We start from the raw sequence: 13,122 nt of genomic DNA, 5'->3' as shown, positions 1-13,122 counted from the left end.
GCCCCGTGACCGAAGTGGCACCCTCGGCTCTCCGTCCTCAGCATCCGGTCCCCAGATCGTTGTCGGGACTAGCCGATGAATTCGAACTGTATGTGATCGGCGACGTCGATGGCCTCGAGGTCACCGGAGTGAGCCTGAGCTCCCGAACCGTTCAACCCGGAGACCTCTATGTCGGCGTGCCCGGACGGGCCAGTCATGGCGCGTCCTACGCCGCCGGCGCCCGCGAATCCGGCGCGGTCGCGATCCTGACCGATGAGGCCGGCGCGCTGCTGGCCGCCGGAAGCGGCCTGCCCATCCTGGTGACCCCGGACGCGCGTGCCGCGCTGGGAGCCGTCGCCGCCTGGATCTACCGCACCGACGACAACCCGGCCACGCTCTTCGCGGTCACCGGCACCAACGGCAAGACCAGTGTGGTCTACCTCCTCTTCGCCCTCCTCAACCAGCTCGGCGTCGTATCCGGCCTCACGTCGACGGCCGAGCGCCGCATCGGCGACCTGGCCGTGGTGAGCTCGCTGACGACCCCGGAGGCAACCGAGCTGCACGCCCTCCTCTCCCGCATGCGGGAAGCAGAGGTGCGCGCCGTCGCCATCGAGGTGTCGGCGCAGGCGCTGACCCGTCACCGCGTGGACGGACTCGTCTTCGACGTCGCCGGGTTCACGAACCTGAGCCACGACCACCTCGACGATTACGCGAGCCTCGACGAGTACTTCCAGGCCAAACTCGAGCTGTTCCAGCCCGACCGCTCCCGGCGGGGCGTCATCACGGTCGACTCCGAGTGGGGCCGCCGGATCGTCGACGAGTGCCGCATCCCGGTCACCACCCTGAGCAGTAACCCGGACGTCGCCGCCGACTGGCACATGTCCATCGTCTCCGAAAGCGCGCTGGACACCGAGTTCCTGCTCGAGGGACCGGAAGGTCGCCGCCTGCAGACCAGGGTCCCTCTGGTCGGCTGGTTCATGGCCGCCAACGCGGCCCTGGCCATCCTGATGCTGGTCGAATCCGGCTACGACCTCGAGGCGATCGCCCATTCCCTCGACCGTGACGGCGGAATCGACGTTTACATCCCCGGGCGCGCCGAGCGCATCTCCGGGGACACGGGCCCGCTCGTCTACATCGACTACGGCCACAGTCCGGACGCGTTCCTGAACACCCTCGCGGCCATCCGCAAATTCACTCCCGGCCGCCTGATCATGGTTTTCGGCGCCGACGGCGACCGCGACGCCACGAAACGGGCGGATATGGGCGCGATCGCCGCCCGCGGGGCGGATGTCGTCGTCATCACCGACTTCCACCCTCGGTTCGAGGACCCCGCGGCCATCCGTGCCACCCTGCTCAGCGCCGCCAGAGAGGCCGTGCCCGGCGGCGAGTTCCATGAGGTACCGGATCCCCGCACGGCGTTCCGTACGGCGCTCTCCCTAGCGAAAGAAGGCGACGCGATTTTGTACGCGGGACCAGGCCACGAAAATTACCACGAAGTCGCCGGAGTGAAGATTCCCTACTCCGCCCGGGACGACTCCCGCCAGGCGCTGCGCGATGCAGGGTGGCTGTAGATGATCGCCCTGACCCTCGGCCAGATCGCCCTCGCCGTCGACGGTACGCTCCACCTCGACGGAACCTCCCTGAGCACCGACTCCGTGACTGACGGAATGGTGCACACCGACTCGCGCGACACCGCGCCCGGCTCCATCTTCGTGGCCAAGCCCGGTGAGGTGACCGACGGGCACCTCTTCGCCCCGGCCGCCGTCGAACGCGGGGCCACCCTGCTGATCGTCGAGCGTGTCCTCGACCTCCCCGTGGCCCAGATCGTGGTGCCGGATGTGGTGCTCGCCCTCGGCGCCCTCGCCACCTTCGTCGTGGCACGCGTACGCGAGGCCGGCAACCTCAAGATCGTCGCCGTCACCGGGTCCAACGGCAAGACCACGACGAAGAACCTGCTTCGGGCCGTGCTCGAACGCGTCGGTCCGACCGTCGCGGCCCGCGCATCCTTCAATAACGAGGTCGGCGCCCCGCTGACGATGCTCGAGCTGACTCACGAGACCCGTTTTCTGGTGGCCGAGATGGGTGCGAGCGCCATCGGCGAAATCGCCCGCCTGATCAAGATGGCCCGTCCCGACATCGGGATCGTGCTCAAGGTCGGTCTCGCCCACGCCGGCGAATTCGGCGGCATCGAGGCCACCGTCCTCGCGAAAACCGAAATGGTCACCGAACTGCTCGCGACGGATGTCGCCGTGTTGAATGCCGACGATCCGCGCGTCGCCGGCATGGCCGCTTCCACCTCGGCCCGGATCGTCTGGTTCGGCCAGCACGGCGACGAGGGCGTGCGCGCCACCGCGGTGCACGCGTCCGCGTCCGGAACCACCTTCACGCTGCAGTTGGCGTCGGGGGAGTCCCGGACGGTGGCATTCCAGGTGCTCGGCGAGCACCATGTGATGAACGCCCTGGCCGCCGCCGCGGCCGCCGAGATCCTCGGGGTCCCGATCGACGACATCGTCTCCGCCCTCGAATCCGTGCAGACCGCCGAACGCTGGCGCATGCAGGTCATGGGCGGCCGCGACGGGGTGACCGTCATCAACGACGCCTACAACGCCAGCCCGGACTCCATGACGGCGGCGCTCAAGACACTCGCCCAGATCAATGTTCCCGGCCGGCGCACCATCGCCGTGCTCGGCGAGATGAGCGAGCTGGGCGAACTGGCCGGCGAAGAGCACGACCGCGTCGGGCTGCTCGCCGTGCGCCTCAATATCTCCCAGCTCGTCGTCGTCGGGCGGGGCGCCCGACGCATGCACATCAGCACCATCAACGAGGGATCATGGGATGGTGAGTCGGTCTTCGTCGAGAATCCCGACGAGGCCTTCGACCTGCTCTGCGCCACGGTGCGACCGGGGGACACGGTGCTCGTGAAGTCATCCAATTCCGCCGGCCTGCGCTTTTTGGGCGACCGTCTGGGAGAGTGGTTCTCGTGAGAGCACTTCTGATGGCGGGGGCCTTCTCCCTCCTCTTCACCCTGACGTTGACGCCGCTGTTCATCCGGCTGTTCCACAAGCTGGGCTGGGGACAGTTCATCCGCGACGACGGGCCGCAGAGCCACCACGCCAAACGCGGAACCGCCACCATGGGCGGCATCGTCCTCATCGTCGGGACCGTGGTCAGTTATTTCTCGGCCATGTGGATCACCGGGACGCACATTCCGATTTCGCCGCTCCTGGTGCTGTTCATGATGGTCGGTCTCGGCCTGGTCGGCTTCGTCGACGACCTCCTGAAGACGCGCAACCAGCGCAGCCTCGGACTCGGCGGCTGGGCGAAGATCACCGGCCAGGTCCTCGTGGCGGGCACGTTCGCCGTGCTCGCGATCCAGTTCCCGAACGCCTACGGCGTCACGCCGGCGTCCACCCAGATCTCTTTCCTGCGTGACCTGCCGCTGGACTTCATGCAGCTGGGCAGCATCGTCGGCATTTCCCTCTTCGTGCTCTGGATCTGCCTGATCGTGGCGGCCACGTCCAACGGCGTCAATGTCACGGACGGCCTGGACGGGCTCGCCACCGGGTCGTCGATCCTCTCGATCGGCGCGTTCATCGTGATCGGCTTCTGGCAGTCCAATCAGGCCCGCTACGGGGGAGCCGACGTGGCCGACCTCTACCGGTCCTACGACGTGCGCGACCCGCTCGACCTGGCCATCGTCTCCGCGGCCATCGTCGGCGGACTGATCGGCTTCCTGTGGTGGAACACCTCCCCGGCGAAGATCTTCCTCGGTGACACCGGTTCGCTGGCCATCGGCGGTGCCCTCGCGGCGCTGGCAATCCTCAGCCGCACCGAACTGCTGCTCGTGCTGATCGGCGGCCTGTTCGTGATCGAGGCCGGATCCGTCATCGTGCAGCGGGCCTACTTCAAGGTGACTCGCGGACGCCGCATCTTCCTGATGAGCCCGATCCACCACCACTTCGAGCTCAAGGGCTGGGCCGAGGTCACCGTGGTGGTGCGCTTCTGGATCATCGGGGGGCTGCTCGTGTCCGCCGGCGTCGGCACCTTCTACCTCGAATGGCTGGCCAGCTAGTGGCCGGTCGCCACGCCGGCGAACCCGGCTCCGTCCCGCCCGACGCCGCGCGTCTCGACGGACTCACCAGCTGGCACTCCGACTGGTCCGGCCTGCGCGTGGCCGTGCTCGGACTGGGCGTGACCGGCTTCGCGGCCGCCGACACCCTGGCCGAGCTCGGTGCCGCGGTGCTCGTCGTGGCGGGGGACGCCCCCGCCGACACCGTCCGCCTGCTCGACGTGATCGGCGCCGGACTGGTGCGGGCCGCACCGGGCGTCGTGCCGGACGAACTGATCCGGCATCGGCCGGAGGTTCTGATCGCCTCGCCCGGCTACCACCCGGACCACGCCCTGCTGGTCTGGGCCGCCGAGGCCGGAGTGCCGGTCTGGGGCGACATCGAACTGGCCTGGCGCCTGCGCGACAAGGTCGGGCCCGCGGCCGAGTGGATCCTCGTCACCGGGACGAACGGCAAGACCACGACCGTGCAGCTGACGGCCACCATGCTGGCCGCCGCCGGCTTGCGCGTCGCTCCCTGCGGCAACATCGGCGTGCCCGTGCTCGACGCTGTCCGCGACCCTCAGGGTTGGGACGTCCTCGTGGTCGAGCTCTCCAGCTACCAGCTGCACCACCTGCCCCGCACCGGTCCCGGCGCCCTCGTGCCGTTCTCCAGCGTCTGCCTCAACATCGCCGACGACCACCTCGACTGGCACGGTTCCGCCGAGGCGTACCGTGACGCGAAAGCGACCGTCTACGCGAACACCCAGGTGGCCTGCGTCTACAACAAGGCGGATGCCGCGACCATTCGGATGGTCGAGGACGCCGACGTGCAGGAAGGCGCCCGGGCGATCGGCTTCGGGCTCGGCGTTCCCGGCCCCAGCGACTTCGGCATCGTCGAGGGCATCCTCTGCGACCGCGCGTTCCACGAGGACCGGTTCGAGACGGCGATCGAGATCACGACCACCCCGGAACTCCGGGCGCGCGGGCTCAGCGCGCCGCACCTGCTGGCCGACATCCTCGCCGCCAGCGCCCTCGCCCGGTCGTTCGGCGTCGCTCCCGACGTCATCCACGACGCCCTCGAGAGCTTCCGCCTCGACGCGCACCGGATCGAGATCGTGGCCGAGTCCGCCGGCATCCGCTGGATCGATGACTCGAAGGCCACCAACCCGCATGCGGCGGATGCCTCGCTCACGGCCTTCGAGAACATCGTCTGGTTGGTCGGCGGCCTGCTCAAGGGCGTGGACGTCGACGATCTGGTGGCCCGGCACGTCGACCACCTGCGCGGGGCCGTGATCATCGGCGTCGACCGTTCCGTGCTGCGGGACGCATTCGCGCGACACGCGCCGGAGCTGCCGGTATTCGAGATCGACGCCGACGACACTGGTGAGGTGATGCCGGGCGCGGTCCGGCTCGCGGCCGGTCTCGCCGAAACCGGCGACGTGGTGTTGCTGGCCCCGGCCGCGGCATCCATGGACCAGTTCACCGACTACGCCCATCGGGGCCGGTTGTTCGCAGAGGCCGTACGGGATCACCTGGGAGGTGAGGCGGATGAAGACTCCGCCCAGGCCCCCGGCGCCTAGGCAGGCCGCGCCCGTCGCCCCCGCCCGGTCCGCCCGGTCTGATGCCGCGGCCCAGGTCGCGTCCGCCCGGATTCATTTCGGCCGGGTGTTCAAGGCGGAGTCCGCGAGCTATTTCCTGCTTCTCGGCACGACCCTGTTCCTCGTCGTATTCGGCCTCGTCATGGTGCTCTCGTCCTCCTCGGTCGATTCATACCTGGAGAACACGGGCTTCTTCGGCACCGTGCTGCGCCAGGGCGTATTCGCGCTGGTCGGGGTACCCCTGATGCTGATAATCAGCCGTCTGCCTCTCAAATTCTGGCGGCGCGTGGCCTGGCCGATGCTCATCGTCGCCTGCCTCATGCAGTCCCTGGTGGTGTTCACACCGTTGGGCATCGAGGTGGCCGGCAACACCAACTGGCTGTCGATCGGCGGAGTCCAGTTCCAGCCCTCCGAGGCGATCAAACTCGCGCTCGTGGTCTGGCTGGGTATGATCCTGTCGCAGAAGGAGAACCGGCTCGACGACTGGCGCCACGTCTACATCCCCGTCTTCGGCGTGGGCGGCGGCGCCGTGATGCTGGTTCTCATCGGCGGCGACCTCGGAACCGTCATGATCATGGCCGGGATCCTGTTCGGATCCCTGTTTTTCGCCGGCGTCCGACTGCGCCTCCTCGCGGTGCCCCTCGCCGCCGGACTCCTGCTCGCTGGGCTGATGGCGTTGACGAGCTCGAACCGGATGACCCGCATCCTGAGCTTCATGGGGGCCGGCTGCGATGAGGTCGACGGCCCCATCTCGGCGCCCTGCTGGCAGCCGCTGCACGGCACCTGGGCCCTCGCCAACGGCGGGATCTTCGGCGTTGGACTCGGCAATTCCAAGGCGAAGTGGTCCTGGCTGCCGGCGGCCGACAACGACTACATCTTCGCCATCGTCGGCGAGGAACTCGGACTGATCGGGGCCATCGTCGTCCTGTTCATGTTCATCCTGCTGGCCCTCGCGTTCCTGCGGGTCATGCGCAGCAGCACGAGTCTGCAGGCCCGCGTGTCGACCGCCGCCGTGCTGGTCTGGCTGATCGGCCAGGCGTTCGTCAACATCGGCGTGGTTCTCGGCGTGTTCCCGGTGCTGGGCGTTCCGCTCCCGCTGGTATCGGCCGGCGGCACCGCCCTGCTCACGACCCTCGGCGCGATCGGCATCGTGCTCTCATTCACCCGGGGCGACCACGTGAGCCAGCCGCGGCGCACCACGACGTCAACCGACACGTCAGGAGTCGAACAGTGACCACCTATCTGCTGGCCGGCGGTGGAACCGCCGGCCATGTCAACCCCCTGCTGGCCGTCGCCGACACCATCATGAACCGGGATCCGGAGGCGAAGGTCATCGTTCTCGGCACCCGGGAAGGCCTCGAGGCCCGTCTGGTGCCCGCCCGCGGTTACGAGCTCGTCTTCGTTCCCCGCCTGCCGTTCCCACGCCGGCCGAACCGGCAGGCCCTGTCGTTCCTACCACGGCTGAACCGGGCCGTGGGTGACCTGGCCGCCCTGATCCGGTCCCGCCAGGTCGACGTTGTCGTCGGGTTCGGCGGCTACGTCTCGACCCCCGCCTACTTCGCCGCGCGCCGGGCCGGCGTGCCGATCGTGATCCACGAGGCCAATTTTCGGGCCGGACTGGCCAATCGGCTCGGGGCCTGGTTCACCCGTCACGTCGGGGTTGTCTTTCCCGGCACCCGGATCCGCCACCCGCACGTCGTCGGGATGCCGCTGCGGCCCGAGATCGCCGACCTCGACCGGGTGCAGGCGCGCCCGGACGCCCTGGCGTTCTTCGGCCTCGACGCGGACCGCCCCACGCTGCTGGTCACCGGCGGATCGCTGGGCGCGCGGCGCCTGAACAGCACCATCGCCGCGTCGGCCGCCGCCCTGATCGGGGTCGGCTGGCAGGTGCTGCACATCACGGGCGAGAAGTCGGAGGTGACCGACCCAGGGCTCCCGCACTACCGCCTGATCTCCTACTGTGACCGGATGGACCTGGCGCTCTCCGCGGCCGACTTCGCGGTGTCCCGGGCCGGAGCGGGCACCGTGTGCGAACTGAGCGCCCTCGGCATCCCGGCCGTCTACGTGCCGTACCCCGTCGGCAACGGCGAGCAGCGCTTCAACGCGGCGGATGTCGTGCGCGCCGGGGGCGGGATCCTCGTCGACGATGCGGACTTCCTTCCGGCCTGGGTACAGGGCGAGCTCGTTCCGGTACTCACCGACCGGGAGCGCGTGCGCCGGATGGGCGTTGCCGCGGCATCCGCCGGCGGACGTGACGGCTCGGAGCGGATGACCGACTTTATCCACGCCGCCCTCGCGTAGCCGCAACGACTAACGTTGTTCCAGCACCAGAACGCACACCCGCATTCGTCTCCAACTGAGAAGAGCCAGCAACCGTGATCAAGCCCGACCTGAACCTCACCATTCCCCGTGATCTCGGCACGGTGCATTTCGTGGGCATCGGCGGCTCCGGGATGAGCGGGATCGCACGGTTGTTCCTCGCCGCCGGCCACACCGTGACCGGCTCGGATGTGCGGGAGTCCGACAACGTGCTCGCCCTGCGCAAGCTGGGAGCGCGCATCTCGATCGGCCACGCCGCCGAGAACGTCGGTGACGCCGACAGTCTCGTCGTCACGGGGGCCCTGTGGCAGGACAACCCGGAATACGTGCTGGCGAATGAGCGCGGCCTCCCCGTGCTGCACCGTTCCCAGGCGCTCGCCTGGCTGATTGAGAAGCACCGTCTTGTCGCCGTCGCCGGTGCTCACGGCAAGACCACCTCGACCGGGATGATCGTGACCGGTCTGCTCGGCCTCGGGACGCATCCCAGCTTCGTCAACGGCGGCGTGATCGAATCGCTCGGTGTGTCGGCGGGCGCGGGCACCGACGACCTCTTCGTCGTCGAAGCCGACGAGTCGGACGGCTCGTTCCTGCTCTACAACACGGCCGTGGCCCTGGTCACCAACGTCGACCCCGACCACCTCGACCACTACGGATCGCTCGAGGCGTTCGAGTCCGCGTTCGTCGAGTTCGCGCAGAACGCCACCGAGTTCGTGGTCATCTCCTCCGACGACGCCGGCGCGGTCAGCGTGACCGGCAAGCTGACCGGCAAACGGGTCATCACCTTCGGGGAGGATGCCGCGGCCGACGTGCGCGTGCACTCGGTCGTCACCGACGGACCGGTGCGCTTCGGCGTGGCCTGGGCCGGGCACGACTACTTCGCCACGCTCCGGATCCCGGGCCGGCACAACGCGATCAACGCCGCCGGCGCCTTCGCGGTGCTCGTCGGTCTCGGCTTCGACCCGGAGGCGTCTTTGACCGCCATCGCGGAGTTCGGCGGCACCGAGCGCCGCTTCGAACTGCATGGCATCGTGGGCGGGGTCAGCGTCTACGACGACTACGCCCACCACCCCACCGAGGTGGCCGCGGCGCTGTCCGCCGCCCGCACGGTGGTCGGCAGCGGCCGGATCATCGCCGTGCACCAGCCGCACCTCTACAGCCGCACCCGACTGTTCGCCCAGGAATTCGCGCAGACCCTCGAGGAGAAGGCGGACCAGACCGTCGTCCTCGCCGTATACGGCGCCCGCGAAGACCCCGAGCCCGGCGTCACCGGGGCTCTCGTCTCCGACCGGTTCACCGATACCGCCAAGGTCGTCTACGTTCCGGACTGGCAGGAGGCCGCCGACTACGTCGCCTCGATCGCCGAGGAAGGCGACTTCGTCGTCACCCTCGGCTGCGGTGACGTCTACCGGATCGTTCCCCAGCTGCTCGCCTCGCTCACGCAGGCGCGCGGATGACCCGCAGCAGAGCATGAAACGGCCCGAGGGCTACGACCGCCCCGCGGGAGGCGAGGAGCGGGCCTCCGGGCCGAAAACGACCCCGGCGAAGACTGCGCCCGCACCGACGGCGAAGACGGCGCCTGCCAGAGCGACCGGTCACCAGCCCGCCGGTCGCAAGCCCGCCGGTCGCAAGCCGACCGAGCACAGCGATCACACGAGCACCGAACCGATCACGCTACCGGCAGCCACCGACCCGATCGCGCCCGTGTCCCGCCTGCGCGCGGCCTCCGCTCCCGAGCCCGATGAGCCCGGCGACGCTCCGCTGACTCCCGCCGGGGCCAAGCGCAAGTTCCGGGCCGCCCGTCGAGCCCGCAAGCTCTACGAACGCGAGGAAGTGCGACGTTTCACCTGGCGGTCCCGTCGGCGGCGCAACCTCTGGCTGGCCGCGCTCGGCATCCTGGCCACGCTCGTGGCCTTCGTGCTCGTCGGCACCTTTTCGCCGCTGATGGCGCTGCGCACGATCGAGGTCGTCGGGGCGAACCGGGTGCCCGCCGAGCAGATCCAGTCCGCCCTCGGCGGCCAGCTGGGCACGCCGCTGCCGCTGGTGGACTTCGCCGAGGTGAAAGAAAACCTCTCCGCCTTCACCCTGATCCAGAGCTACGTCACCGAGAGCCGGCCCCCGAGCACCCTGGTGGTGCGCATCGTCGAGCGTGAGCCCCTCGGTGCCCTCGTGACCGCGGCCGGCTTCGACCTGGTCGACGCCGCCGGGGTAGTCATCCAGAGCAGCGTGGAGCGCCCGGCCGGCTATGCCACCATCGATGCTCGGGCCGGAGTCGGCAGCGCCGGTTTCCGGGCGGCGACCGCTGTGATCGCTGCTCTGCCGCCGGACATCCGTTCCGCCCTCGACACCGTCACGGCCGCCACCACGGACGACGTCACCCTCACGCTCGAGGGCGGGGCGCGCGTCGTATGGGGGAGCGCGGAGAAGTCGGATTTCAAGGCGGTCGTGCTCGCGGCCCTGATCGTCAGCCATCCGGTCGGCAGCGTCGGCGAATACGACGTGTCGTCGCCGGATAGTGCCGTTCTGCGCTGAGATCTTCGCGACACGCGGGCGCGCCTCCCCAAGCCTGATCGACTGGCGCATAACTTTCTAAACAGGAATTGCATACTCAGCATAACTTTAAACTTCGACAAGAGGTTTAGGGTTCCACCGGAGGCCGGACGTGTCAACAACAAATCAGAACTACCTCGCAGTCATCAAGGTTGTTGGAATCGGTGGCGGCGGTGTCAACGCCGTCAACCGCATGATCGAGCTCGGCCTCCGCGGAGTCGAGTTCATCGCCATCAACACGGATGCCCAGGCGCTGCTCATGAGCGACGCCGACGTCAAACTCGACGTGGGCCGCGATCTCACCCGCGGCCTCGGCGCCGGCGCCGATCCTGAGGTCGGCCGCCGCGCCGCCGAGGACCACGCCGAAGAAATCGAAGAGGCCCTGGCCGGCGCGGACATGGTCTTCGTCACGGCCGGCGAGGGTGGTGGAACGGGCACCGGCGGTGCGCCGGTCGTCGCCCGCATCGCCAAGTCCATCGGCGCGCTCACCATCGGTGTCGTCACCAAGCCCTTCGGTTTCGAGGGCAAGCGTCGCCAGGCTCAGGCCGAGGCCGGCGTCGCCTCCCTCAAGAACGAGGTCGACACCCTCATCGTCGTGCCCAACGACCGTCTGCTGGAGATCAGCGACCGCGGAATCAGCATGCTGGAGGCCTTCGCCACGGCAGACCAGGTTCTTCTCGCCGGCGTGCAGGGCATCACCGACCTGATCACCACCCCCGGCTTGATCAACCTCGACTTCGCCGACGTCAAGTCGGTCATGCAGGGCGCCGGCTCCGCGCTGATGGGCATCGGCTCGTCCCGCGGTGCCGACCGCGCCATCAAGGCGGCCGAACTGGCCGTCGCTTCCCCGCTGCTCGAGGCGTCGATCGACGGCGCCCACGGGGTGCTGCTCTCGATCCAGGGTGGCTCCAACCTCGGAATCTTCGAGATCAACGACGCCGCGCGACTGGTGCAGGAAGCTGTTCACCCGGAAGCCAACATCATCTTCGGTGCCGTCATCGACGACACCCTGGGCGACGAGGTGCGGGTCACCGTCATCGCTGCCGGATTCGACGGCGGCGAGCCCGGCGCCAAGGCCGTCGAGGTGCGCCGAGCGGACCTCGTCGCGGCCGGTGTCGCGGCCGGAGCGGGCACGACGGGCGCCGCGGCGACCGGCGCGAACGACTCTGCTCCCTACGCGGATTCCCCGGCATCGTCGGTCTGGTCCGGCGTTGAGCCCGGTGCGGCCGTCGCGGACCCGGCCTTCGAGGAAGACCCGGACGACCTGGACATCCCGGACTTCCTCAAGTAGTGCGCTCAGCAGCGAGATGGCCGAGGGCAGCGAGATGAACGCTTCGGGCGTGCCCGGACCGGACGGCCTCGCGGCGCGGTTGACCGCCGTTCAGGGCGGGATCGCCGCCGCGGCCGTCGCCGCCGGGCGCGACCCGGCGCTTCTCACGACGATCGTCGTGACCAAGTTCCAGCCCGTCTCGCTGCTCGAGGAACTCGCCGCCCTCGGCGTGCGGGAATTCGGGGAAAGTCGCCACCAGGAAGCGCAGGCCAAGGCCTCCGCCCTGGCCGGCCTCGACCTCACCTGGCATTTCGTGGGCCAGGTGCAGGGGAAGAAGGCCAGGCTGGTGCGGGCCTACGCCGATGTCATCCACTCCGTGGATCGTGGATCGCTGGTTGATGCGCTGCGATCGGAGGAATCCGTCGTCGACTGCTTCGTGCAGGTGAATCTGACGGATGACCCCGGTCGCGGCGGAGTGGCACCGGGGGACCTGCACCCGCTCGTCGAGCAAGTGCTGTCCACGGCCGGACTGCGGTTGCTCGGGCTGATGGCGGTGGCTCCTCTCGGTGCCGAACCGCGCCGGGCCTTCGCCCGGGTCCGCGATCTGGGTGAGCAGATCCAGCGGCTCGCCCCGACCGCGACATCCCTGTCGATGGGCATGTCTGAGGACTACGCGGAGGCGATCGTCGAAGGGGCGACACACCTTCGAATTGGCACAGCAATCACCGGGAATCGCCCGGTACCCGGTTAATCTGTATAAGTAGAGTCACCAACACGGAGGTCGAGATGTCCAACCCGCTCAAGAAGACCATGGTTTACCTGGGTCTGGCAGACGAGGAACTCGAGTACGAGGCGCCCGCTGCTGCGCCCGCGTCGACGGCCCCTCACTCGACGGCGTCTACCGCTGCGGCGGCGAAAGCCGCAGCGCCCCACTCCGCCCCGAATTCTTCGCACGCCGCGTCGACCGCGTCGTCGTCGCACTCGGCCGGCGCATCCGCCTCGGCCGGTCGCGCACCGGTGACACCCCTGCGCAAGACCTCCGCTCCCAAGAATGTGGCTGCCTCAGACATGAATGAAATCCTCACCGTCCACCCGCGCCAGTACAAGGACGCCCAGGTGATCGCGGAATCCTTCCGCGATGGAATCCCGGTCATCATCAACCTGTCCCAAATGAGCGACGCCGACGCGCGCCGCCTGATCGACTTCGCCAGCGGTCTCTCCCAGGGTCTGTACGGCAAGATCGAGCGCGTCACGGCCAAGGTCTTCCTGCTTTCCCCGTCCCACGTTGTCGTGTCCGGCGACAATGCCGCGGAGGACTCCGAAGCCGAGGCGTCCTTCTTCGCGCAGTCGTAGCTAGCGTC

Annotated in this window: 11 protein-coding genes; all 11 read left to right on the top strand. The window is 68.8% G+C overall.

Annotated features, from left to right (window positions below):
- Positions 1-5 precede the first annotated feature (5 nt).
- The gene (locus tag E3T23_RS10735) at positions 6-1,550 is read left to right on the top strand and encodes a Mur ligase family protein (RefSeq protein ID WP_134370350.1); all 1,545 of its coding nucleotides are present in this window, start codon (positions 6-8) and stop codon (positions 1,548-1,550) included.
- Entirely contained in the window at positions 1,551-2,963 is a 1,413-nt protein-coding gene (locus E3T23_RS10730; protein WP_134370349.1) for a UDP-N-acetylmuramoyl-tripeptide--D-alanyl-D-alanine ligase, read from the top strand.
- Positions 2,960-4,051 (top strand): phospho-N-acetylmuramoyl-pentapeptide-transferase, encoded by a 1,092-nt coding sequence (gene mraY / locus E3T23_RS10725; protein ID WP_134370348.1) that lies wholly within the window; start codon positions 2,960-2,962, stop codon positions 4,049-4,051. The genes E3T23_RS10730 and mraY overlap by 4 nt, the downstream gene beginning before the upstream one ends.
- On the top strand, positions 4,036-5,607 hold the full coding sequence (murD, locus tag E3T23_RS10720) for a UDP-N-acetylmuramoyl-L-alanine--D-glutamate ligase (RefSeq protein WP_134370347.1): 1,572 nt from the start codon (positions 4,036-4,038) through the stop codon (positions 5,605-5,607). Before mraY ends, murD begins: the two co-directional genes overlap by 16 nt.
- Positions 5,576-6,859, top strand: a complete 1,284-nt coding sequence (ftsW, locus tag E3T23_RS10715) for a putative lipid II flippase FtsW (RefSeq protein ID WP_134370346.1) — start codon at positions 5,576-5,578, stop codon at positions 6,857-6,859. Before murD ends, ftsW begins: the two co-directional genes overlap by 32 nt.
- Positions 6,856-7,926, top strand: a complete 1,071-nt coding sequence (locus E3T23_RS10710) for a UDP-N-acetylglucosamine--N-acetylmuramyl-(pentapeptide) pyrophosphoryl-undecaprenol N-acetylglucosamine transferase (protein ID WP_134370345.1) — start codon at positions 6,856-6,858, stop codon at positions 7,924-7,926. Before ftsW ends, E3T23_RS10710 begins: the two co-directional genes overlap by 4 nt.
- Positions 7,927-8,000: 74 nt before the next feature.
- Entirely contained in the window at positions 8,001-9,398 is a 1,398-nt protein-coding gene (gene murC, locus E3T23_RS10705; protein WP_134370344.1) for a UDP-N-acetylmuramate--L-alanine ligase, read from the top strand.
- A 13-nt stretch (positions 9,399-9,411) separates the two neighbouring features.
- Complete coding sequence (locus tag E3T23_RS10700) at positions 9,412-10,473, top strand: cell division protein FtsQ/DivIB (RefSeq protein ID WP_134370343.1); 1,062 nt, start codon at positions 9,412-9,414, stop codon at positions 10,471-10,473.
- 130 nt (positions 10,474-10,603) lie between these two features.
- The gene (ftsZ, locus tag E3T23_RS10695; protein WP_134370342.1) at positions 10,604-11,782 is read left to right on the top strand and encodes a cell division protein FtsZ; all 1,179 of its coding nucleotides are present in this window, start codon (positions 10,604-10,606) and stop codon (positions 11,780-11,782) included.
- A 16-nt stretch (positions 11,783-11,798) separates the two neighbouring features.
- Entirely contained in the window at positions 11,799-12,512 is a 714-nt protein-coding gene (locus tag E3T23_RS10690) for a YggS family pyridoxal phosphate-dependent enzyme (RefSeq protein ID WP_241977840.1), read from the top strand.
- Positions 12,513-12,547: 35 nt separating this feature from the next.
- Positions 12,548-13,114, top strand: coding sequence for a cell division protein SepF (locus E3T23_RS10685; RefSeq protein ID WP_134370341.1), 567 nt, complete (start codon positions 12,548-12,550; stop codon positions 13,112-13,114).
- The last annotated feature ends 8 nt before the right edge of the window (positions 13,115-13,122 follow it).

The sequence above is a fragment of the Cryobacterium cheniae genome (assembly GCF_004403395.1).
GTDB lineage: Bacteria > Actinomycetota > Actinomycetes > Actinomycetales > Microbacteriaceae > Cryobacterium > Cryobacterium cheniae.
Note: the sequence above shows the minus strand (reverse complement) of the source record. Positions and strands in the feature narration are given on the sequence as shown.